This window comes from Burkholderia sp. D-99 (assembly GCF_011605345.1).
Taxonomy (GTDB): Bacteria; Pseudomonadota; Gammaproteobacteria; order Burkholderiales; family Burkholderiaceae; genus Burkholderia.
Genome location: NZ_JAAOXM010000020.1, coordinates 24,282 through 47,326, shown reverse-complemented (window position 1 = coordinate 47,326; position 23,045 = coordinate 24,282). Strand labels below are relative to the sequence as shown.

Sequence of the window (23,045 nt, the reverse complement as noted above, 5' to 3'; positions counted from 1 at the left end):
TGCGCCGGACGGCAAAAAGAGCGGAGTGAATAATTCGGGATGACGGCGAATGCGATTTAGCCGTAATCACCAATATTTCATGTGCCGCGATTTACAGTGTCGACAATTGAACGTTCGGGAGCATTATTCATGTCAATGAAACAAATTCGGGCGGCATTGCTGGGAATGTGCATGGCGATGCTGGCGCCGGCAAGTCACGCGCAGGCGCAATACTCGACCGACTGGCTCGCGAACACGTACGGCACGCTGGCCCAGCACGTCGGCAACGCCGCGCGCTCGATGTGGGTTGCGCCCGAGGGCGTGATCTACACGGCGTCGCGTTGGGACGAGAACGCGGGCGGCGTCGCGCTCTACCAGAACGGCCAGCCGATGGGCACCATCGGCATCCACGACGAATTCCAGGGCGGCGCGATCACCGGCAACGCGACGTCGATCTTCGTTGCGCTCGGCTACAACCGCAACTTCGGCAGCGGCTCGGTGGGCCGCTACAACCGCGGCACGAACCAGCGTGACCTGCGCATCCCGGTCAGCACGTGGACGGGCCTCCCGAACCCGGACGTGATCACCGGCCTCGCAACGGCCGGCAACCTGCTGTATGCGAGCGATTTCTACGGCAACCGCGTGCGCGTCTATACGACCGACGGCGTCTGGCAGCGCGACATCGGCGTGACCGGGCCCGGCGCGCTGGCGCTCGATGCGGCGGGCAACCTGTGGGTTGCGCGCATGAGCGCGGGCGTGGTCGTGCAGTACAGCGCGACCGGCACGCTGATGAACACGCTCCAGATGGCGGCCGGCGCACGGCCGTCGGCCCTGTATTTCGATGCGTCGACGGGACAGTTGCTGGTGGGCGACCAGGGCCCGGACATGAACATCAAGCGCTACAGCCTCGCCGGGTTGCCGCAGCAGGTCGGCACGTTCGGCGTGCAGGGCGGCTATCTCGACACGACGTCGGGCATCAAGGGGCAGGTCGGCGACAAGCGCTTCACGCGCGTGGTCGGCATCGGCAAGGATTCCGGCGGCAACCTGTACGTGCTCAACAACGCGTGGGGCGGGGGCTGGGATCTCGGGCGCAACGGCAGCACCGACCTGCATTCATACGGCCCGACGGGCGCGTTGCAATGGAAGCTGCAGGCGCTGAACTTCGAGGCGATTGCCGCGCCCGATCCGGCGACGGACGGCGCGTTCTTCTACAGCGGCAACAACGTGTATACGGGCTCGGCGGGCGGCACGTTCGTCGCGAACACGGTCGATCCGTTCGCCTATCCGAAGGACCCGCGCCTCGACATGAACGACTACCAGCGCGGCCAGCACTTCGGCCAGCTCGTGACGGTCGGCGGCAACCGGATTCTCGTCGCGTCGGGCCAGAACCCCGGCAACTTCAACTTCTACTACTTCACGCCGGCGACCGGCTATATCGCGAATCCGGCCGGCTCGCTGCCGGGCAAGCCGTTCAACACGACGCTGCAGGTCACGGCCGGTTTCGACATCGACGGCAACGGCGACGTGTGGGCCGGACTGAACGGCTCCAACGTGATTACCCGCTACCCGATGACGGGCTTCGACGCGACCGGCAAGCCGTCGTGGGGCAAGCCGGTCACGACGGCCGTGCCGGGCACCGTGGCGCCGGTCACGCGCATCCTCTACCAGGCGGACAGCGACACGATGATCCTCGCGCAGGGCCTCGCGGGCAACTGGGACTGGACCGCGATGAACGGGCACATCGAGGTCTATCACGGCTGGAAGAACGGCAACACGAGCGCGCCGAACCCGGTGATCAACCTGACGAGCGCGAACCCGAAATCGATCGCGGCGGCCGGCCACTACCTGTTCGTCGGCTACGTGCACACCGTGCCGAACGTCGACGTGTTCGACCTCAACACGGGCGCCCTCGTCACGACGCTGACCAACTCGAACACGTCGGCGATGGACGTCGGCAACGACGTCGACTCGATGTACGGGATTCGCGCGTACCTGCGTTCGACCGGCGAATACGTGATCACGAAGGACAACTACAACGGCACCAGCATGATCGTGTATCGCTGGCATCCGTGAACGCGCAGGCCGTGCGGGCCGAGCAGGCCGTAGGGCCTGCTCGGCGCCCGCGTCACGGCGCGCCCAGCACGCGGCCGTTCACGCTCAGCCCGTACATCGAATCGGGCGAATCGTGGAACTTCGCGCGCGTGTCCTGCACCGAGCCGGTGAAGCGCGGGTCCTGCGGCCGTTCGTGGCTGTCCATGAAGGTCGCGACGTCCCACGCTTCCTGATCGGTCAGCGTGCCGCCGAGCCCGAGCGGCATGTTGGCCTTGATGAAGCCGGCCGCGTTGCGGATGTCGCCCATCCCCGCGCCCCAGTTGAACGAACGCGCGCCCCACAGCGCCGGGAAGACCGCCTTGCCGCCGCCCGACTGCCCCTGGCCGTCCGCGCCGTGGCACAGCGCGCAGTGCTGCGTGTAGACGGCGGCGCCGCGCGCATAGTCGGCCTTCTGCGCGGGCGGCGGCAGTTTCAGGAAACCCTGCCCCGGCAGCTTCGTGCCGACCGGCGCGCCCTTCGCGAGCCAGTACGAATAGGTTTCGAGCGCGACGAGGATCGGGTCGCCGGCGGGCGGCGCCTTGCCGTTCATGCTGTAGCGGAAGCATCCCTGCAGGCGCTCGGCGAACGTGTTCACGTGGCCGTTCTTGCTGCGGTACGCCGGATACAGCAGGTATGCGGCCCACATCGGGCTCGAGTCGGGCCGCCGGCCCGCGTCGAGGTGGCAGCTCGCGCAGGTCAGTTTGTTGCCGACGTACTTGCCCGCGAACTCGGGCGTGTGCAGGAAGATCTGCTCGCCGAGCTTCACGGTCTTGCCGAACTCGTCCGCGGGTATCGCGGATTCGGCGGGCGGCGCGAACGGTCTGGCTGCCGTCGCAACGGCGGCAGGCGCGGGTGCGGAAGCGGTGGCCGGTGCATCCTGCGGTGCGGCCGCGAACGCGAGCGCGGGCATCCAGGCCGCGCCGAGCAGTGCCGCGCGGGTGCGGCGGATCAGCGTCGTGCGGTCGATCATCGCTTGTCTCCTTGTGCGGCGCCGCCGCGCGCGTAGTAGGCGGCCACCGCGTCGATGTCGGCGTCGGACAGCTTGCCGGCGATCGCCGGCATCAGCGCCATCGGCCCGGGCGGGCGCGTGCCGTGTTTCCAGCTGTTCAACTGGCCGGCGATGTAGGCGGCGGGTTGGCCCGCGAGCGGCGGAAACGCGGTGCCCACGCCGAGGCCGCCGGGGCCGTGACACTGGGCGCACGCGGGTAGGCCCTGCGACCAGCGTCCGCGCGTCGCGAGCCATGCGCCGGCGTTCGCCGGATCGATCGACGTGTCGTCGGCGGCGACGATGCCGGCCGGCGCGGGCAGGCTCGCGAAGTACGCGGATACCGCATCGCGCTCGTGCGGCGTCAGCAGTTTCGAGAGCGGCTGCATGACGGGATTCTGGCGGCTGCCGTCGGCGAACGCGGCAAGCTGCGCGGACAGGTACGCGGCGTTCGTGCCCGCGAGGCGCGGGAAGCCGGCCGCCGCGTTGCCTTCGCCCTGGCTGCCGTGGCAGCCGATGCAGGCGGCGACGCCCGTCGTCGAGCCCTGTGTCGCGAGCGTCTTGCCGAGTGTCGCGTCGTCTGCGCGCGCGTGGCCGGCCAGCAGCGTCGCCGCAGCGAGCAGCAGCGGCGCGAACCGGCGCCGCGGTGTGTCCACCGTATCGTTCACGTGTCCCCTCCTTGTTGTAGGCCGCGGGTGCGCCGCCGGACTGCCGGTGCGGCCGCGCGGTCAGCCCGCGTCGGGCTGCTTCTCCTTCTGCTCCGGCGCGAGATGCTGCGCCGGTGTCGCCGCATCATATCGGCCGAAGCCGTAGCGCTGGAAAATCCTGAACGCTTCCGGCGACCGGATGAACGCGAGCCATGCGCGCGCGGCTTCCGGATGCGGCGCGTCCTTCACCATCGCCCCCGCATAGATTGCAGTCGTATTTTGCTCGGCCGGAATGTCGATGTGCATCAGCGGATGCCCGACCTGTTCCTGGAACGCCGCTTCGGATTGCCACAGCACACCCGCGTCCGCGCGCCCCTGCATCAGGAACAGCGCGGTTTCCCGATGGTGGATATGCGTGAGCTCGGTCGTGCCGGCGCGCACCTTGTCGTCGTAGACGGTACGCGCGAGCGCGTCGCCGCCGGCCTTCGCGAGCGACGCGCGGATCTGCCGCGCGACGCCTTCGAATTCCGGATTGGGCATCGCAAGCTGCACGTCGGGCCGCGCGAGGTCGTTCAGCGACGCGATGCGCTTCGGATTGCCGGCGCGCACCATGATCGTCAGCTGGTTCGTCACGTAGGGTACGGCGGGGCCGGTGAGCGTGCCGTCCGCGATCAACCCGTTGATCTTGCCGAGCCCCGCGAAATACGCGTCGGGCTTGACCGTCCACGTCATGTTGCCGACGGTGATCGTGCCGCCCGCCTGGATCTGTTTCACGAGCAGGCCGGGCGGGATCGTCTCCCAGTAGATGCGGCCGCGGTACTCGGGATGGTCTTCCTCGAACTTCGCGACGAGCGGCGCCATCGCGAAGAAATAGTTGCCGCCCACGAACAGCACGAGCTTCGGCGCAGTGAGGTCGCCGTGGAAATCGGCGAGCACGTCGACCTGCGGCACCGTGAATTCGAGGCCACGGTGCGTCGCGTCGTTGTTGCGACCGTCCTGCCAGGGCGGGAAGATGTTCGCGGCGGGGCCGGCCGGCGCGGCGAGCGACAGCGCCGATGCGCAGCAGAGCCAGGCAGCCAGCGCGGCGCGCAGCGTGCGCCGACGGCGGTGCAATGGCGATGGCGGTTGCATGGGGATCGATGTCATCGAGGGGTTCATTTTGCGTACGTGAAGCCGGCCTGTTGCAGTTCGGGCAGCGTGCCGACCGCGCCGGGCGTGACGATTGCCGACGGGATCACGTGGTTGGTCAGGTCGGCCGCGAGCGCATCGAGCGGCAGCTTGTCGGGGTTCGCGTTCGCGCCGTCGAGCCGTTCCGCGAGTTCCCAGATCGCGTTATGGCACGACAGGAACACGACGCCGCGCTGCTGCAGCGCGGCGATGCTGTTGTCGTGCGACGAGAATGCGCCGTCGGGCAACTCGTGGTCTTGTGCGCCCTTCGATTGCGCGGGCTTCGCGTCGAGCAGCGTGTTGGCCGGAAACGCGGCGCCGGCGAATGTCGCGAGGCCGTATTTGTCCCACGCGGCCTGGTCGAACAGCGCGAGGTGCGCGCTGCCGTGCGTGGCCGATACGACGAGGAAATCCGGATGGCGGTACGACCAGATCTGCGCGTTCAGCGAATTGCGCATCAGGTTCAGCCACGGGCCGCCGAGCTCGGTGTTGTCCCATACCTGCTTCGGGCCGCCGCGGTAGCCGGTCAGTTCGGCGAGCGCCGCGTGATCCCACTGGTCGGGGCGTTCGAGGATCATCGGCACCGTCTTGAAGTCGCGCCGTCGCGGCGCGGCCGCGAGGCGGCGCGTGAGGTCGGCGAGGTGCGTGGCGCCGCCGGGCAGCAGCGCGCCGGTTTCAGATGTGGCGGCGTGAGCGGGGCGGGCGGCGGCGAGCAGCGCAGTGCCGGCCGCGAGGCCGAGTGTCTTGAGCGCGCCTCGGCGCGCGTGCCGGTCGGACATGGGTATCTCCCGGAATCGTTTTTGTGGGGGCGTGTCGCGTTGCCGTGCAGCGACGCGGCGTCGCGAATGCGTAGCCAGTCTAGCGGCGCGCGCCCGGTACGGAAAATCGCGATATCGGATGGGAGATATTCGGGGGTCTGATGATTGGGCGGGAGGTTGGAGGTTGGAGGCTGGAGGCGGGGCGGTCGGTGCAACGGCCATCAGTTCGATCGTTGCAACCGGCCTCTGTCGGCGCGCGAGTCGTTAAGGGGCTTCCTGCGGACGGTTTCGGTTTCGGCGTCGATCGGAGAGAGTCAATCGGAGAGTCGATCGGAGAGTCGATCGGAGAGTCGATCATCCTGTTGATATGGACGACTGATTATGTGTGATGGGTAGCAGAGGACCGACTTGTATAATTTCCTCCCTGGAATTCACACATGCCTTGCTGAGAGAGAACGATACTCATGAATTGGGACGATGCCCGCGTTTTTCTGGCAGTTCATCGAACCGGGACGCTGCGCGAGGCCGCGGCCGTTCTCGATGTCGATCAGGCCACCGTGGGGCGACGGTTGACGGCACTGGAGAAGGCACTCGGGGCGAAGCTGTTTCTCAAGACGTCGTCCGGCTATGTCGTGACGCAGATCGGCGAGCATTCGCTGCAGGCCGCGCAAGCAATGGAGCAAGCGGCGTGCGAATTCGAGCGTCGTGTCCAGGGCTCGGACGATCGCCTCGAAGGCGAGGTTCGGGTGACGACGACCGATTCCCTCGCGATGGATTTCGTCGTTCCCGCGATACGGGAGTTGCGCCGGAAATGTCCGGCGATACACGTGGTCCTGACAACGTCCGTGCAGGTGCTCAACCTGACGCGACGCGATGCGGATCTCGCGATTCGCACCGTGATGCCGGAAAATCCCGATCTCGTGCGCCGGAAGCTCGCGGAATGGGACGTCGGGCTGTTCGCGAGTCGCGAGTATCTGGATGCGCATGGCGCGCCCGCGATCGGGTCCGCTTTCGAAGGGCATGACCTGGTCGTCTACCAGCCCGGCACGACGTCCAACCAGGGCCACGCGCTGTGCGGCGAGTCGATGGAACGCGGGCGCATCGTTGCGCAAGTGGGTTCGAGCCTGATGCTGGCGACCTCGATCCGGTCGGGTATCGGTATAGGCGAACTCCCCGTGTATATGGCGCAAGAGGACGATTCGCTCGTGCGACTCTGGCCCGACAGGACGCGAGCCGCGCCGTATCAGGTCTGGCTCGTATCGCATACCGACCTGAACCGGACGGCGCGCGTTCGGGCGGTTACCGCCGAGATCGCGGCCTCGTTCGACCGCTATCGATAGCGGCCGGGATCACGCCGGAATCATGCCGGTGCAGGCGCGGGTGCTCAACGGGTCAGGGTGTTGCGCGTCGAGAGCGTGCGCCGCGCGGCGTACCAGCGTGGCACGATCGCGATTGCCGCGACGATCGCGAAGAACGGGATGGCCACAGCCAGCACGTGGCTGCCGGTGCCGAGCAGGCCGCCGGACACGGTGGCAGCGAGCGAGGCACTGCCGATCTGGAAGAAGCCGACCAGCCCCGACGCCGTGGCCGCGCGCCCGTGTTCGCTCGCAATGGCGCCCGAGACCGCGAGCGACAGCGACGATCCATTCGACAGGCTGACGAGCAACATCGGCATCACGATCGCGAGGATGCCTTTGACGTGCCACGATTCGCACAGGGCGAACGCCATGCCGCCGGCAACGAAGCAGCCCACGCCGGCCACGACGATCGAGTCGTAGGACATCCGGTCGAGCATGCGGCGCGCAATCATGTTGGCGGAAATGATGCCGGCGGTCAGCGGCAGGTAAAGCCAGCCGCTTTGCTGTTTCGAAAGGCCAAGGCCGGAGAATATGAACGGCGACTGCGTCAGGTAGACGAACCACGCGCAATAGATCGCGCAGACGACGAGCGTGTAGCGGATGAATGCCCGGTCCCCGAGCACGTCGGTGAAGCCGGCCAGCGGCGCGGCGCGATGTTGCCCCGGCGCGACGGGCGGTCGGGTTTCCTTCAGCAGAACCTGAACGAGCGCGAGCGCGACGATGCCAAACGCGGCGACGAAAATGAAATCGCTCCGCCACCCGAACCACGCAGCCAGATTTCCGCCGATTGCGGGGGCGAGTGCCGGAGACAGCGACACGAGCGGATACACGATGCTGTAGACCTTCGCGGATGCGTGCTTGTCGCAGGTGTCGGCGATGATCGCGCGACCGATGACGAGGCCGGACGCCGCGCCGAGCGCTTCGAGCACGCGCCATCCGAGAAAGCTTGCGAAGCCGCCGGCGCTTGCGCAGCCGATCGAGCCAACGATGTACAGGAGGATGCCGGCCGTCAGCACGGGTTTGCGCCCCCATCGATCGGAGAGCGGGCCGTAGACCAGTTGCGCACAGGCGAGCGCGATCAGGTAGGCCGATACCGTCTGCGGCATCTGCCAGGCGCCGATCGAAAACTCATGGGCCATCGACGGCATCGCGGGCAGGTAGACGTCGGACGCGATCAGGCCGAAGGCGCTCAACATGGAGACGACGAGGATGAGTGAGAAGTTGGACATGTTCGCTGGGTGGTTGGGGCGGAGCGCGTGAGCGGATGCAGATGGCGGCGCGCATTGGGCCGCCTCGAGAAAAGGCCGGGGCGATCATACGGCGTGCGATGTGGTTCGGGAGCGGGCGGAATTGCATCGCCCGGATGCATTTTTGCGGGCGGGGAGGCGGGGGCCGGGGAGGCGTGTGGATGATGGCGCCAGGTGTCGCGCGAAGCGCCGGTCAAGAAGAATCGGGCGAGGGTGTTGGCGGCGAGCAACGGGGTGATTCGCTGTCGTTCGTGTTTCGCCGGATGATCGGGCGCAGTTTCGTCGCCGCGTTGTTGTCCGCGTTGTCCGGCACAACGCGGGCGGATTCGCAGTGACCGATCACGAAGCGGCCGGGATGCTGCGCCGGGGAGAAGGGGCGAGCCGCTACGCGTAGCGAGCGGCCGCGAATGCGGGCGTTGCGCGTGGGCCGCCGTATTCGGGCCGGCCCACGCACGCATCAGGCCATCAGGCCATCAGAGCGTCGGAGCATCAGAGCATCAGAGCATCAGAGCGTCAGAACGACACCGTCGTCGTCAGCGTGACGAGCCGTGGCTCGCCGACCGCGACGATCAGGTTGTTGTTGCTCGACGGGTAGTAGGTCTTGTCGAGCAGGTTCTTCACGTTGAGCTGGAAGCGCGTCGGGAACTTGCCGATCGTCGTTTCGTAGGCTGCGAAGGCGTCGACGGTCACATAGCCGGGCAGCGTGAAACTGTTCGCCGTGTCGCCGGAGCGTGCGCCGACCAGGCGTGCGCCGCCGCCGAAGCGCCAGCGGCCGGGCAGATTCGCGATGGCCGTGTCGTACACGGCGAACAGGCTGCCCGTGTGGCGCGCGACGTTGGCGAGCGGCGTGTTGCTGTCGCGATCGGTCGCATTCGTATAGGCATAGCTGCCGATCACGCTCAGATGACGCGTGATCTGCCCGGCGACGTCGAGCTCGATCCCGCGCGAGCGCGCGGTGCCGATCGTCGACGTGATGTCGCCGACCGTGACCGCGACGTTGCGCTTGTCGATCTGGTAGACCGCGAGCGTGCCGGTGATCGCGGGTTTCAGGCTGAACTTCAGCCCGGCCTCGAGCACACGGCCGTATTCCGGCGCAAGCGGTGCGGCGACATTCGTTGCGACGTTCGGCTTGAACGAGCGGCTCACGTTCGCGTAGGCGGTCAGCGCCGGCGTGAGCGCATACGCCAGCCCGAACTGCGGCAGCCAGACGGTGCCGCGCGAGCGGTCGGCGAACGCGAACGGCCGCCCCATCCCCGATTCCTGCTGCCAGTTTTCCCAGCGCAACCCGCCCACCGCGGTGAGGCGGTCGGTGATCTTCACCGAGTCCTGCACGATCGTCGAGTACGCATGCACGACCGAGCGCGAATCGCTTTGCTTCGCGTTGGGTATGCCGCCCGCTGCGAGCAGGCCGTACACGGGATCGTAGAGATTGAAGCCCGTCGTCGCCTTGCCGCGGATCGTGTCGCCGCGAAAGCTGCGCTGCCGTTCGTATTCGCCACCGATGTAGATCGCGTGGTTCATCCCCGCGAGCGTCACGTTGCCGAGCAGGCCGAGCGTCGCGATCTGGTCGGAGTCGTTGCGTCCGAGGTTCGCATCGGACGAGCGCGTCATCGCGCCGGTCCGGCTGTTGAACGCGGTCGCGCGGGTGATGTACTGGTCGTAGCGATCGCGGCCCCAGCCGTAGGTCGCGCGCACGCGCCATGCATCGGAGAAGCGGTGCTCGATGCGCGTACGCAGCGTTTCCTGGATGCCGCTGCTTTGCGACCACGCTTCCTCGTAGCGGCGATAGCGCAACGCGTCGTCGAGCTGGCCGTTCACGAGCACGGTGCCGCGATCGAACGGCATCGTGTAGTCGACGTACTGGTAGCTGACGTCGATCGACGTGTTCGCGTCGTGCCACGACAGCGCGGGCGCGATCAACGCGTTGCGTTCGCGGCCGAAGCTGCGCCAGTAGCGGCTGGTGTCGTATTCGCCGGTCAGCCGGAACGCGAGCGTGCCGCCCGCGACCTGGCCCGGCTTGCCGAGCGGGCCCGTGAGATCGAACTGTGCACTGCTGCCGCCGTGGTTCGTGCGCGACGCGGAGATCGAGCCGCCGAACGTGTCTTCCGGCTTGCGGGTGACGAGGTTGATCACGCCACCCGGATCCTGCATCCCGTACAGCAGCGAGGCCGGGCCCTTCAGCACCTCGACGCGGTCGATCGTCGCGAGGTAGCTGTGCAGCACCGGCGTGCGCACGCCGTCGACGAGCACCGAGCCGTCGTTGTTCGACCCGAAGCCGCGCTTGATGAACGCGTCACGCGTGCCGCCGAGCGTGTTCGTCTGCGTGACGCCGCTGATGTTGCCGAGCACGTCGTCGAGCGAGCGCGCCTGCTGGTCCTGCATCACGCTGCTGCTCACCACCGCGACCGATTGCGGAATCTCCTTCAGCGGACGGTCGCTGCCGCCCGCGATGCTCGTGGTGCGCGGCTGATAGCCGATTGTCGGGTCGACGGTTGACGATGCGTTGACGTTGATGGCCGGGAGTGCTTTCCCGGCGGGCGTCGCGGGCGCCGATGCGGGGGCAGCGGCTTCGGTGCTGGCCGCATGCGCGCCGCTCGCGACGCAAAGGGAAATCAGGGCAGGCAGGCTCGAGCGCCACGGACGCAGGGTCCGGACGCGGCAGGGCGTTCGACGGGATGGCATGAATCGATGCAGGACGGAGTGCTAAGGATCGTGTTGCGGGCCGCGGCGTTTCGTGGCGACCAAGGTCCGCATGATATATGTAATGAGAATCATTTGCAATTGTAATGGTGCGGCCCGGCGGCGCGCGGACGTTGGTTGCCGGGCCGTTGGCCGTCTGCTACCGTAGCGACCAAAATCAGACGCAGTGAAATTCAATGAGAGAGCCGGGGGCCGCACCATGTCATCTTCCTGTCACGTCGCGTTTCGCGCGGCGCCAAGCACCGCGCACGACCATGCGGGCGATGAAGTGATCGCAGCCGTATTCCGCCATTCGAACGATTAAAGCAACGGAAGCGAATTCATCCGGCGTTGCGCCGGGCTTCAATCACTTCAACCACCACGCTAGACGGGAGACCACCCATGAAGAAGATTTCCGCGCCGTTCGCGGCGGCCGCGTTTGCGGCCTGCACGCTGCTGGCGGGCGTTCAGCAGGCCGCTTGCGCGGCTTCGGACGCCGAACTCGCGATCGACGCGCATTACGGCGCCGTGATCGAGGCCTATACGCAGGACATGGCCGCCGCGAAGGCGAAGTACGACGGCAAGCGCCTCGCGTTCGTCGGCGCCGTGATCCGGATGGGCGGCGACCCGGGCGGCACGTACTTCGGCGCGCTGACGGCCGACGGCGAGCAGTTCGATACGCATTTCGACGTGGCCGACCAGGATGCGCTGAAGCCGAAATTCCCCGGCGGCGAGATCAAGCCGTTCGTCACGTCGACGGCTTTCCGCTTCAGCTGCGTGAACGAAGGCTATATCGATGCACCCGTGTTGCCGGGTCTGAAGCTGGCGCACTGCCGTCTCGCCAACTGACCGGCGCGCGAGCGTCCGGCGTTCAGAACTTCTGCTGGATGCCGGCCATCACGCCGAGCTGGTTCATCCCGGTACCGACCGTCCCGCCGGCGGCGACCGCGTTCGCGGCCAGTGTGCTGTTGAACATGTAGCCCACCGACGTATAGACGGTCGTCCGCTTCGACAGGAAATAGTTCGCGCGGCCGACGAGCAGCGTGGCATTCGTGCCGCCTTCGCTGTTCTCTCGGCGTTGCAGGTAGCGCACGCCCTGAAAGTCGAGTGCGAGGTAGGGCGTCGCGTAGTACGTGCCGCCGGCGAACACGATGTCGGCCTGCAGGTGTTCGGCCGCCGCGAGGTTGCGGCGAATCCACCCGGCGCCCAGTTTCGCGGGGCCGATTTTCACGTAGCCGGCGACGATGTCGCGCGTGTCGGTGTACGCCGGATTGTTCAGCGGCGCGAGCGCACCGCCGCCGCCGCGCATCACGTCGTGAGACGCGGCCAGCCCGAAGTTGCTTGCGTCATAGGCGAGCATCGCCGTGTATTGGCGGCAGGCGACGAAGTCGCCGGGCACCTGTCCGGCGCAGCCCGTCGCTGACGGACCTGCCGGCCCGGCCGCATCGCGGCCGAAGCTGTAGGTGGCGCCTAGCGTCACGCCGTGGAACGTGCCCTTGTAGCCGATCGCATTGTCGCTGCGCGCGTTGGGCAGGTAGGAATCGAAATCCGCCATCGAATGAATCGACGGGCCGATCACGTCGGCGTTGGTCAGCACGATCATCGACATGTTCATCTGGCGGCCGAGGGTCAGCGCGCCGAACGGACTGTTCACGCCTACGTTCGCCTGTCGTCCGAACAGGCGCCCGCCATAGTTCAGTGCGCCGGTGCCGGGCTGGAAGCCGTTTTCGAGCACGAAGAAAGCCTGGTAGCCGCCGCCGAGATCCTCCGTGCCACGCAGCCCCCAGCGTGACGGCACTTCGCCGGTCAGCGTCGGCATGCCGGTGAACGATCCGCCGTGCGCGGCGTTGTTGTAGTAGGACACGCCGGTATCGATGATCCCGTAAAGCGTCACGCTGCTTTGCGCGCAGGCCGGTCCGGTCAGCGCCAGCGCCGTCGTCGCGAGTGCGGCACCCAGTTTCGTTTTCATGGCTGTCTCCAAACAGTATGTAGATATGCTTATCGATTGTTTTAATGACCCGGACGTATCCGGGATGCCGACGGGTATCGGCAAGACTGCGGGCGTCGCGCGTTACGACATCGCAGGGTCGCGTTGCCGGCGTGGTGCCGCCGTACGCGTGGCCGCCACAGCGACGGCGATTGCCGCGCCGGCCATCGGCACGAGGAACGCGAGATAGAGGTGGGACACGGACCAGCCGTCGTCCAGCAGCGCACCGACCGTCATCGGCGAAAGAATCGCGCCGAGGCGGCCGATGCCGACCGCGAGACCGATGCCGGTCGTGCGGATCTCGGCCGGGTACGGCGTCGGCGACAATGCATACATGCCGGCCACGCACGCATTGATCACGGCGCCCAGGAACACCCCGACCGTCATCCCGATGCCGAGCGAGCCGGTGTTCGCGCCGAACACGACCATCAGTACGCCGCCGAGCAGCAGCGTCGCGCCCAGCAGGTTGCGCAGGCCGACCCGCGTCGACAGCAGGCTGAAGAGGGAAGCGCCCGCAATGCCGCCGAGGTTGAGCAGCACGCCGCCGGTCACGCCCTGCGATGCCGACAACCCGGCCTGGACCAGCAGCTTCGGCGTCCAGCTCACGACGAAATAGAAGCTGCCCATCACGAGAAAGAACGCGATCCACAACGCGATCGTGCGGCGCGCGAGCGGTGCGCGCAACACGGCCATCCAGCTCGACGCGGGGTTCGCCGTATCGATGGGCGAGGTCGCGGCCGGCAGCGTGTCGATCGGCGCGCGCTTCATTCTTGCGAGGATGCGATTGATTTTCCGCAGCGCGTTGTCTGGACGCCGCGCCAGCAGGAAGTCGAGCGATTCCGGCAGCAGTGCGAGCACCATCGGGATCGACAGCAAGGTCAGGATGCCGCCGAACGCGAACACGCTGCGCCATCCCCACGTCGACAGCAGGTAGCCGGCGATGACGCCGCCGGCGGTGGCGCCGATCGCGTAGCCGGTCGACTGCATGCCGATCGCGGCGCTGCGCCATTTGTTCGACGCGTACTCGCCGCTGATGACGGTCAGGCTTGCCAGCATGCCGCCGATGCCGAGCCCCGTGTACGCACGCGCGACGGCGAGTTGCAGCGTGCTGTGCGTGGCCGCGCAGGCGAGCATCCCGGTCGAGATCACGGCGAGGCAGAGCAGGATGATGCGGCGGCGGCCGACGCGGTCGGCCAGCGGCGCGATCAGCACCGAGCCGATGCCCATGCCGGCCAGCCCGGCGCTCAGCAGCAGGCCGATTTCCTTGCCGCTCAGCTTCCATTCGGCCGCCAGGTGCGGCGCGGCGAACGCGATGGCCAGTACATCGAAGCCGTCGAGCATGTTCAGCACGACGCAGGCCGTGACCGCCATCGTCTGGAACGCGCTCATCGGGGATTCGTCGATCGTATTGCGGATGTTTGCGCTCACGTCAAAGATCCTTGTGAATAGTATGACTAATTAAATGGGATGACATCGAAGCCGGACACGGCGAATGGGACGAAAGCGATTGCACGGGCTGACGGGCAACCCGTGGAACGCCCGTCGCGACCGTCGGCTGGCGGGCGTCGTCGGCGCGATGCTTACGCGGGTTCGAGCAGCAACCGCTCGATCACGCGCCGCGCGCGATTGGGGCCCGCGTCGACGTGTATGTCGATCTGGTGGCCGCCGGGAAACCGCAGCTGGTTCCTGTATTGCGCTTCGATCACGGTCTTGTCTTCATCGAACGTCGCCGCCGATTGCTCGATGACCGTTTGCGCGACGCGCTCGACGTCGTGCTGCGGATTGGTCGCGACGGTCCAGAAGTAGTGCGTCGTGGTGTCCGTCTCGGGCGTGATGCCGTGGAAGCCGCGCATGTGAAAGCCGCCGCGCGCCGGATCGTGCAGGTCGCCGGTGCCGGCGTCCATCGCGCCGGTCCAGATCCGGATGTGCGACACATGGAATTCGATTTCCTGCCAGCGATCGACGCGGCCTGCGAACGGCCACGCAGCGGTGTAGGTCGGCGGCGGGTCGGAATCCGGCATCCGGCGAACCAGCGTCACCGTGTCGCCGTCGCTGCCGACGCGGGTTTCCGCGCCCATGTGCAGCGGCGCGTTGCCGCCGATCGTTTTCAGATGGACATAGCCGAGGTGGCTCAGGTCCATCAGGTTGTCGTGAATCAGTTGATACGGCGCGTCGTAATGGTAGTGGCCGCCGCCGAACCGGTATTGCGGATCCGCGTGGAACGCGTAGCGCGGCGGCGCGCAGGTCGGTTGAGCGTGCGCGTCGGCGCCGATCCAGATCCATACGATCGCGTCCTGTTCCTGCACCGGATACGACGACACGCACGCCTTCGCCGGAATGCGCTCCTGGCCGGGAATTTCCACGCACGTGCCGCCGCGGTCGAACAGCAGGCCGTGATAGCCGCAGCGCAGGCCGCGTGCTTCGAGCGAGCCGCACGACAGTGGCAGCGACTTGTGGCAGCAGCGATCCTCCAGCGCACCGACTTCCCCGGACGGCAACCGGAACAGGACGACCGGACGGCCGAGCAGCGTGCGGGCGACGGGTTTGTCCGTCAGTTCGGATGACAGCGCGGCAACCCACCATCGGCCCATCGGGAACTTAGTAGTATTGATCGGTGGTCGGGCATGTTGCTCCATTGATCGTCTCCAGTATTGTGGTTGGCCGCCGCGTGTCGGGCGGTCCGTCTACAGATCTACAGATCGAGTACCAGCAGGTCGCTTCGCGATCGCGAACAGCAGGGCATGAACTGGTCGCCGGCCGCCTGTTCCGCTTCGGTGAGATACGAATCGCGATGATCAGGCTCGCCTTCGAGCACGCGCGTCGCGCAGGTGCCGCATACGCCTTGCTCGCACGACGTCAGCACGTCGACGCCGTTCGCGGCCAGCGCCGCGATGACTGTGCATTCGGCCGGCACATCGATCACCCTGCCGCTGCTCGCGATCCGGACCTGGAACGCACGGTCCGCACCGGACGACGCAACTGCGCCGCCGAAGAACTCGTAGTGCAGGCGCGCTTCGCCCCAGTTGCGCTCGCGCGCGGCGTTCAGCACTGCGTCCATGAAGCCGCGCGGGCCGCATACGTACAGGTGCGTGCCGTCGGGCGCCGCGGCGAGCGCGGCGGCCAGGTCGAAGCGTTGCTCGGGGGCACCGTCGTCGACGTGGAAGCGGGCGCGATCGCGGAACCCGGCTGCGTTGATTCGTTCGACGAAGGCCATGCGGTCGGTCGAACGCGCACAGTAGTGCATGTCGAACGGCATGCCCGACGAGAACAGCCGTTCGGCCATGCTGAGGATCGGCGTGACGCCGATTCCGCCCGCGAGCAACAGGTGGTGCGGTGCGTCGGGGGCGAGCGGAAATTGATTGCGCGGCACGCCGATCCGCACGGTATCGCCTTGTCGGACTTCGTCGTGAATGGCGCGCGACCCGCCGCGACCGTCGGCGTCGCGCAGCACGGCGATCTGATAGTGATCCCCTCGCTCCGGGTGGTTGCACAGCGAATACTGGCGCACGAAGCCACCGGGCAGATGTACGTCGATATGGGCGCCGGCGTCGAAGCGCGGCAACGGCGAACCGTCGTCGCCGACGAATTCGAAGCCGCAGATGTCGCGCGCTTCCTGCCACTTGCGCGCCACCCGGACGGTCAATGTCGAGGCGCTCATGACGCCTCCTTGATCTGCGCGACCGGAATCACGGGCCGCTGCGGGCCCGCCGCGTTTTCTTCGGCGAGCAGCCTTTCGATCACCTTGCGCGACAGCACGCCGCCGGCATCGATGTTGAGCTTGAGCAGCTTGCGGTCGGGCCACTTTTCCAGGTTGAGCTGCTGGCGCTCGAGCATCTCGAGATCCTCGGCGAAGATCTTGCCCTGGCCTTCGCGGATCTCGGCGGTCAGCACGTGATCGTCGGGCCGGAAGTTGCGCGCCATGCCCCAGAAATACCAGATCGAGGTGTCCGTTTCGGGCGTGATGAAATCGACCACGATCGACGATGCCTTCAACCCGGCCGGCGCATCGTAGCCGCCGTGACCCGCGTGCGCGACGCCCACTTCGATCATCACGTGGCTCGGCGGTGTGAAGCGGCAGATCTGCCAGCGGTCGACCGGCACGTCGTCGGCCAGACCGTTGCCGCGCAACCCCATCTGCCAGAACGGCGGCGGCATCACGTTCTCCATGAAGCGGCTCGTGACGACTTCGTCGCCGTGGCTGGTCGTCTTCGGCGGCGCTTCGTCGATTTCCTTCTGGCCGATGCTCGTCGCATGCACGTAGGTCTCATGCGTGAGGTCCATCAGGTTGTCGATCATCAGCCGGTAGTCGCAACGGATGTGATAAAGGCCGCCGCCGTGCGCCCAGGCCGGATTCTCGGCCCACGCCAGGGCGGGCAGTTTGGCGGGATCGGCGGCGGACGCCTCGCCCGGCCAGACCCACACGAATCCGTACCGCTCGACCACCGGGAAGCTGCGAATCGGGGGGAAGCCGCCGACGCGCTGGCCCGGCATGCCGGTCGCCTTGCCGTCGCAGCCCATTTCCAGTCCGTGATAGCCGCACACGAGCACGCCGTCGCGCACGAATCCCAGCGACAGCGGCGCGCCGCGGTGCGGGCAGAAATCCTCGAGCGCGGCGACCCGGCCGTCCGCCGCGCGGTAAAACACCATCGACTCGTTGCAGATCTTGCGGCCCAGCGGCTTGCCGTCGATTTCATCGGGCGTGCACGCCACATACCAAGCGTTCTTGAGAAACACGTTCCTCGTCTCCTTCAGGGCGGTGCCGCTGGTATGCGGCATTTCTTCATTCCGTGTACTGAATGAGATTCAGTGTACTCATCGAGATTGGCTGGGGCAAGGCGAGCGGTATACTGGTTTTCCCGGGAAATGGCGCGAGGCAGCGCCATGCCGTCGGCGCGCGCAACCGGCGCGCGTCGCCTCTGTCATCGACTCATTCATGGAAAAAACGAATCCCGCCGACGCGCCGGCTTTCCCGCTCGACCTGTACGACGAGCCCGGGCACCTGATCCGGCGCGCGCACCAGATTGCCGTCGCGATGTTCTACGAGAAGCTGGGCCGGGACGTGACGCCGGTGCAGTACGCCGTCCTGCGGATGCTCTATGAGTGCCCGGGGCTCGATCAGGTGACGCTGGCGCAGCGGGTGGCGCTCGACACGTCCACGACCGCGGATCTCGCGGTCCGGCTCGAAGCGAAAGGATTGATCGTGCGGGAAGTGTTGCCGCGACGTCAGCGCCGCTTGTTGCTGACGCCGACTGGCGTCGAGCTGCTCACGCACCTGATTCCGTCGGTGAAGGAACTGCGTGCCGGCCTGTTCGACGGGATGGGAGAGGACGATTCGCAGGAACTGGTGCGCCTGTTGCGCAAGTTTGTCCACTTGAACAACGAGCAGAGCCGCGCGCCGCTGCGCGTCGGCGACGAGTCGTAGCGGCCCCGAGCCCCGAGCCCTGCGCGACAGCGGAAAGCGGAAAGCCGAAAGCCGAAAGCCGAAAGCCGAAAGCCGAAAGCCGAAAGCCGAAAGCCGAAAGCCGAAAGCCGAAAGCCGAAAGCCGAAAGCCGAAAGCGGCGACGGGGCGACGGGGCGACGGGCGCGCTGCCTGCCGCGTATCACCCGCGCGTGCTTTCCCCTTCCAGCCGCCGCACGGCTTCCGCCACTTCATTCCTGAACCGCACGAGCGCCGCCTGCTCCGGCGCCGGCGGCTGCACGGCGGCCCACAGCATGTCGACGAGCTGCGTAGCCGTCGTTTCCGTATCGAGCTTGCGGTGCCCGAGGATCGCATCCCACAGCACGTGCTCGATCGGCCCGAACACCATCGAGCGCAACAGGCTCAGCGGCAGGTCGGTGCGCACCTGCCCGGCCGCCTGGCCGCGCGCAAGCACGTCCATCAGCGGCGCGGTGTAGCGGCGCTGCAGCGCGGTGAGTTCGTCGCTCAGCGCATGCTGCTTCGCGCGGCCCTCCGACAGCACCAGCGCGCACAGGCCCGTGCCGTTCACCAGCATCAGCCGCAGGTGGGTGCGCACGATGAACGCGAACTGCTGCTGGACCGACGCGTCCTGCGGCATCCCTTCCTCGAATGCGGCGATGTTTTCGTCGTACCAATCCGCGATGACCCGCGCGCACAGCTCGCGCTTGCCGCGGAAGTAGCTGAACACCGTCGCCTCCGATACGCCCACGCGCTGCGCGATCTCGGCGGCCGTCGCATGCTCGTAACCTTTTTCGGCGAACACTTCCCGGCCGGCGCGCAGAATGTCCTGCACGCGTTGCTGGGATTTGCGCCCGGCGGGCGCGCGCGACGTGTCGGCGCGGTCGGCTTTGACGGTGGCGGTCATGGTGTCGGCGGTAGCGGCTGTCATCTCGGCATGATATCTGAGTGTCACTCAAAAAACTATTGACGCCGAACCCGACGAGGCGCGAAACTGTGCAAAATTTACGCTGTATTGGTCAATGAATCGGTGCATTCATTCGATTTGAGCGAAACTCAGAAATCGGTGAGTGCCACACACTTTCTGGAGACGGAGGAGACATGATCAACCTGCCCGGTGTGCAATTCATGCTCGGTGAAGACATCGAGATGCTGCGCGACGCCGTCGCGACGTTCGCGGCGAAGGAAATCACCCCGCGCGCGGCGGAGGTCGACCGCACCGACCAGTTTCCGATGGATCTGTGGAAGAAGTTCGGCGATCTCGGCGTGCTCGGCATGACGGTGGCCGAGGAATACGGCGGCGCGAACATGGGCTACACCGCGCACATGGTCGCGATGGAAGAGATCTCGCGCGCATCGGCGTCGATCGGCCTGTCGTACGGCGCGCACTCGAACCTGTGCGTGAACCAGATCCACCGCAACGGCACCGACGCGCAGAAACAGAAATACCTGCCGAAGCTCGTGTCGGGCGAACACATCGGCGCGCTCGCGATGAGCGAGCCGAATGCCGGCTCCGATGTCGTCAGCATGAAGCTGCGCGCCGACAAGCGCGGCGACCGCTACGTGCTGAACGGCACGAAGATGTGGATCACCAACGGCCCCGATTGCGACACGCTCGTCGTCTACGCGAAGACGGACGTCGAAGCCAACTCGCGCGGCATCACCGCGTTCATCGTCGAGAAGGGGATGAAGGGTTTCTCGGTCGCGCAGAAGCTCGACAAGCTCGGCATGCGCGGATCGCACACGGGCGAGCTGGTGTTCCAGGACGTCGAAGTGCCGGAGGAGAACATCCTCGGCCAGCTCAACGGCGGCGTGAAGGTGCTGATGAGCGGCCTCGACTACGAGCGCGCGGTGCTGTCGGGCGGCCCGACCGGCATCATGGCCGCGTGCCTCGACGCGGTGGTGCCGTATATCCACGACCGCAAGCAGTTCGGCCAGTCGATCGGCGAATTCCAGCTGATCCAGGGCAAGGTCGCCGATATGTACACCACGTTCCAGGCATGCCGCGCGTACCTGTACGCGGTCGGCCGCCACCTCGATTCGGCTGGCAGCGACCACATCCGCCAGGTGCGCAAGGACTGCGCGGGCGTGATCCTCTATACGGCCGAGAAGGCGACGTGGATGGCTGGCGAGGCGATCCAGATCCTCGGCGGCAACGGCTACATCAACGAATACCCGGTCGGGCGCTTGTGGCGCGATGCGAAGCTGTACGAGATCGGCGCCGGCACGAGCGAGATCCGCCGGATGCTGATCGGCCGCGAGCTGTTCGCGGAAACGATGTAACGCCCCACGACACGCGAACGGAGCCCCGTCGATGCCGATCATCGAATCGAAACTGAACCCGCGCTCGGAAGACTTCCGCGCGAATACCGCGGCGCTCGAGGCGGTCGTCGCCGACCTGCGCGCGAAGATCGAACAGCTCGCGCAGGGCGGCGGCCAGGCCGCGCGCGACAAGCACCTGTCGCGCGGCAAGTTGCTGCCGCGCGACCGCATCGCGCAACTGCTCGATCCGGGTGCGCCGTTCCTCGAGTTCTCGCAGCTCGCGGCGAACGGCATGTACAACGACGACGCGCCGGGCGCGGGCGTCATCACCGGGATCGGCCGGATCGCCGGCCGCGAATGCGTGATCGTGTGCAACGACGCGACGGTCAAGGGCGGCACCTACTACCCGGTCACCGTGAAGAAGCACGTGCGCGCGCAGGAGATCGCCGCGGAAAACCGGCTGCCGTGCGTGTACCTCGTCGATTCGGGCGGCGCGAACCTGCCGAACCAGGACGACGTGTTTCCCGACCGCGACCACTTCGGCCGCATCTTCTTCAACCAGGCAACGATGTCGGCTGCAGGGATTGCGCAGATCGCCGTCGTGATGGGCTCGTGCACGGCGGGCGGCGCGTACGTGCCGGCGATGAGCGACGAGTCGATCATCGTGAAGGAGCAGGGCACGATTTTCCTGGGCGGGCCGCCGCTCGTGAAGGCCGCGACCGGCGAGGAAGTGAGCGCCGAGGATCTCGGCGGCGGCGACGTGCATACGCGCCTGTCGGGCGTGGCCGACCATCTCGCGCAGAACGACGCGCATGCGCTGTCGATCGCGCGCAACATCGTCGATCATCTCGCGCCGAAGATCGCATCGCCGGTGGCGCTGCGCGAGCCGAAGCCGCCGCGCTACGACGCGAAGAGCCTGTACGGCGTGATTCCGGTCGATACGCGCAAGCCGTTCGACGTGCGCGAGGTGATCGCGCGCATCGTCGACGATTCCGAGTTCGACGAATTCAAGGCGCGCTACGGCACGACGCTCGTCACGGGTTTCGCGCACATCTGGGGCCACCCGGTCGGGATCGTCGCGAACAACGGCATCCTGTTTTCCGAATCGGCGGTGAAGGGCGCGCATTTCATCGAGCTGTGCTGCCAGCGCAAGATCCCGCTCGTGTTCCTGCAGAACATCACGGGCTTCATGGTCGGGCGCAAGTACGAGAACGAAGGCATCGCGCGGCATGGCGCGAAGATGGTGACGGCCGTGTCGAACGCGAAGGTGCCGAAGTTCACGGTGATCATCGGCGGCTCGTTCGGCGCCGGCAACTACGGGATGTGCGGTCGCGCGTTCGGCCCGCGTTTCCTGTGGATGTGGCCAAATGCGCGCATCTCGGTGATGGGCGGCGAGCAGGCCGCGTCGGTGCTCGCGACGGTGCGTCGCGACGGTATCGAGGCGAAGGGCGGTTCGTGGTCCGCCGAGGAAGAGGACGCGTTCAAGCAGCCGATCCGCGACCAGTACGAGCGTCAGGGCCATCCGTATTACGCGAGTGCGCGGCTGTGGGACGACGGTGTGATCGACCCCGCGCAGACGCGCGATGTGCTGGGCCTTGGCCTTGCCGCGTCGATGAACGCACCGATCGACGAGACGCGCTTCGGCGTGTTCCGCATGTAACGGCCGGGAGGGCTGAACGATGCGATACGAAACGATCAAGGTAAGCGAAGCCGGCCGCGTGGCGACCGTCACGCTCGCACGTCCCGACGTGCGCAATGCGTTCAACGAGACGACGATCGCCGAGCTGACCACCGCGTTCGAATGGCTCGACGCGCATGAAGGCGTGCGCGCGATCGTGCTTGCCGCGGAAGGCGCGGCATTCTGCGCGGGCGCGGACCTGAACTGGATGAAGAAGATGGCCGGTTACTCGGACGACGAGAACCGTGCCGATGCGCGCAAGCTCGCGCGGATGCTCGAGGCGATCCATCGCTGCGGCAAGCCGGTGATCGCCCGCGTGCATGGCGATGCCTACGCGGGCGGGGTGGGCTTGGTGGCCGCGGCCGATATCGCGATTGCCGCCGACGGCGTGAAGTTCTGCCTGTCGGAAGCGCGGCTCGGGCTGATCCCCGCGACGATCGCGCCGTACGTGGTGCGCGCGATGGGCGAGCGCGCGGCGCGCCGCTACTTCACGACGGCCGAGGTGTTCGACAGCACGCGCGCGGCATCGCTCGGCTTCATTCACGAAGCGGTGCCGGCCGAAGCGCTCGATGAAACCGTCGCGAAGCTGGCCGCGACGCTCGTCGCGAACGGCCCCGACGCGGTGAAGGCGTGCAAGCGGCTCGTCGCCGACGTGGCCGGCCGCGCGCTCGACGCGACGCTGATCGAGCAGACCGCCGACTGGATCGCGCGAACCCGCGCCGGCGCGGAAGCGCGCGAAGGGATTGCGTCCTTCCTCGAAAAGCGCACGCCGTCGTGGCGTGAATGATCG

Annotated in this window: 19 protein-coding genes; 7 read left to right on the top strand and 12 right to left on the bottom strand. The window is 66.9% G+C overall.

The features are described from left to right. Nucleotides 1-129: 129 nt before the first annotated feature. The gene (locus HAV18_RS38025; protein ID WP_166965936.1) at nt 130-2,052 is read left to right on the top strand and encodes an SMP-30/gluconolactonase/LRE family protein; all 1,923 of its coding nucleotides are present in this window, start codon (nt 130-132) and stop codon (nt 2,050-2,052) included. Nucleotides 2,053-2,104: 52 nt separating this feature from the next. On the opposite strand, the gene HAV18_RS38020 is transcribed toward HAV18_RS38025, so the two are convergent. Genes HAV18_RS38020 through HAV18_RS38005 form a run of 4 tightly spaced genes read right to left on the bottom strand, consistent with a single transcriptional unit; the run spans nt 2,105 to nt 5,648 of the window. Then, entirely contained in the window at nt 2,105-3,040 is a 936-nt protein-coding gene (locus tag HAV18_RS38020; protein WP_166965935.1) for a c-type cytochrome, read from the bottom strand. Then, entirely contained in the window at nt 3,037-3,723 is a 687-nt protein-coding gene (locus HAV18_RS38015; protein ID WP_166965933.1) for a c-type cytochrome, read from the bottom strand. Before HAV18_RS38015 ends, HAV18_RS38020 begins: the two co-directional genes overlap by 4 nt. 60 nt (nt 3,724-3,783) lie before the next feature. Next, nucleotides 3,784-4,848 (bottom strand): substrate-binding domain-containing protein, encoded by a 1,065-nt coding sequence (locus tag HAV18_RS38010; RefSeq protein ID WP_166965931.1) that lies wholly within the window; start codon nt 4,846-4,848, stop codon nt 3,784-3,786. Between the two features lie 8 nt (nt 4,849-4,856). Further along, nucleotides 4,857-5,648, bottom strand: a complete 792-nt coding sequence (locus HAV18_RS38005; RefSeq protein WP_166965929.1) for a transcriptional initiation protein Tat — start codon at nt 5,646-5,648, stop codon at nt 4,857-4,859. Nucleotides 5,649-6,091: 443 nt separating this feature from the next. On the opposite strand from HAV18_RS38005, the gene HAV18_RS38000 reads away from it, so the two are divergent. Next, nucleotides 6,092-6,967, top strand: coding sequence for a LysR family transcriptional regulator (locus HAV18_RS38000; RefSeq protein ID WP_166965927.1), 876 nt, complete (start codon nt 6,092-6,094; stop codon nt 6,965-6,967). 44 nt (nt 6,968-7,011) lie between these two features. Here the strand turns inward: HAV18_RS38000 and HAV18_RS37995 are convergent, their stop codons facing one another. Together HAV18_RS37995 and HAV18_RS37990 are read right to left on the bottom strand one after the other, a co-directional pair. Then, on the bottom strand, nt 7,012-8,214 hold the full coding sequence (locus HAV18_RS37995; protein WP_166965925.1) for a multidrug effflux MFS transporter: 1,203 nt from the start codon (nt 8,212-8,214) through the stop codon (nt 7,012-7,014). 531 nt (nt 8,215-8,745) lie between these two features. Continuing rightward, nucleotides 8,746-10,914, bottom strand: a complete 2,169-nt coding sequence (locus HAV18_RS37990) for a TonB-dependent siderophore receptor (RefSeq protein ID WP_166965923.1) — start codon at nt 10,912-10,914, stop codon at nt 8,746-8,748. A gap of 399 nt (nt 10,915-11,313) precedes the next feature. Between HAV18_RS37990 and HAV18_RS37985 the strand changes: the two genes are divergently transcribed. Further along, entirely contained in the window at nt 11,314-11,760 is a 447-nt protein-coding gene (locus HAV18_RS37985) for a hypothetical protein (protein ID WP_166965921.1), read from the top strand. A gap of 22 nt (nt 11,761-11,782) precedes the next feature. Here the strand turns inward: HAV18_RS37985 and HAV18_RS37980 are convergent, their stop codons facing one another. The 5 genes from HAV18_RS37980 to HAV18_RS37960 all read right to left on the bottom strand — a co-directional run bounded on the left by HAV18_RS37980 (nt 11,783) and on the right by HAV18_RS37960 (nt 17,632). After that, complete coding sequence (locus HAV18_RS37980) at nt 11,783-12,880, bottom strand: porin (protein WP_166965919.1); 1,098 nt, start codon at nt 12,878-12,880, stop codon at nt 11,783-11,785. Nucleotides 12,881-12,982: 102 nt separating this feature from the next. Beyond that, on the bottom strand, nt 12,983-14,326 hold the full coding sequence (locus HAV18_RS37975; RefSeq protein WP_166965918.1) for an MFS transporter: 1,344 nt from the start codon (nt 14,324-14,326) through the stop codon (nt 12,983-12,985). Nucleotides 14,327-14,478: 152 nt separating this feature from the next. Beyond that, nucleotides 14,479-15,534, bottom strand: coding sequence for an aromatic ring-hydroxylating dioxygenase subunit alpha (locus tag HAV18_RS37970; RefSeq protein ID WP_166965916.1), 1,056 nt, complete (start codon nt 15,532-15,534; stop codon nt 14,479-14,481). 56 nt (nt 15,535-15,590) lie between these two features. Beyond that, nucleotides 15,591-16,556, bottom strand: a complete 966-nt coding sequence (locus HAV18_RS37965; protein ID WP_166965914.1) for a PDR/VanB family oxidoreductase — start codon at nt 16,554-16,556, stop codon at nt 15,591-15,593. After that, on the bottom strand, nt 16,553-17,632 hold the full coding sequence (locus tag HAV18_RS37960; protein WP_166966021.1) for an aromatic ring-hydroxylating dioxygenase subunit alpha: 1,080 nt from the start codon (nt 17,630-17,632) through the stop codon (nt 16,553-16,555). The genes HAV18_RS37965 and HAV18_RS37960 overlap by 4 nt, the downstream gene beginning before the upstream one ends. A gap of 199 nt (nt 17,633-17,831) precedes the next feature. Here HAV18_RS37960 and HAV18_RS37955 point away from each other — a divergent pair, with 199 nt between their 5' ends. Beyond that, the gene (locus HAV18_RS37955; RefSeq protein WP_166965912.1) at nt 17,832-18,320 is read left to right on the top strand and encodes a MarR family winged helix-turn-helix transcriptional regulator; all 489 of its coding nucleotides are present in this window, start codon (nt 17,832-17,834) and stop codon (nt 18,318-18,320) included. Nucleotides 18,321-18,499: 179 nt separating this feature from the next. Here HAV18_RS37955 and HAV18_RS37950 read toward each other — a convergent pair whose 3' ends face one another. Next, the gene (locus HAV18_RS37950) at nt 18,500-19,246 is read right to left on the bottom strand and encodes a TetR/AcrR family transcriptional regulator (protein WP_166965910.1); all 747 of its coding nucleotides are present in this window, start codon (nt 19,244-19,246) and stop codon (nt 18,500-18,502) included. 170 nt (nt 19,247-19,416) lie between these two features. On the opposite strand from HAV18_RS37950, the gene HAV18_RS37945 reads away from it, so the two are divergent. The 3 genes from HAV18_RS37945 to HAV18_RS37935 are packed head-to-tail and all read left to right on the top strand — an operon-like array spanning nt 19,417 to nt 23,042. Then, nucleotides 19,417-20,598, top strand: coding sequence for an isovaleryl-CoA dehydrogenase (locus HAV18_RS37945; RefSeq protein WP_041493178.1), 1,182 nt, complete (start codon nt 19,417-19,419; stop codon nt 20,596-20,598). Between the two features lie 31 nt (nt 20,599-20,629). Then, a complete protein-coding gene (locus HAV18_RS37940) occupies nt 20,630-22,237 on the top strand; it encodes a carboxyl transferase domain-containing protein (protein ID WP_166965908.1) in 1,608 nt (535 codons plus the stop codon). Nucleotides 22,238-22,256: 19 nt separating this feature from the next. Beyond that, nucleotides 22,257-23,042 (top strand): enoyl-CoA hydratase/isomerase family protein, encoded by a 786-nt coding sequence (locus HAV18_RS37935; RefSeq protein ID WP_166965906.1) that lies wholly within the window; start codon nt 22,257-22,259, stop codon nt 23,040-23,042. The last annotated feature ends 3 nt before the right edge of the window (nt 23,043-23,045 follow it).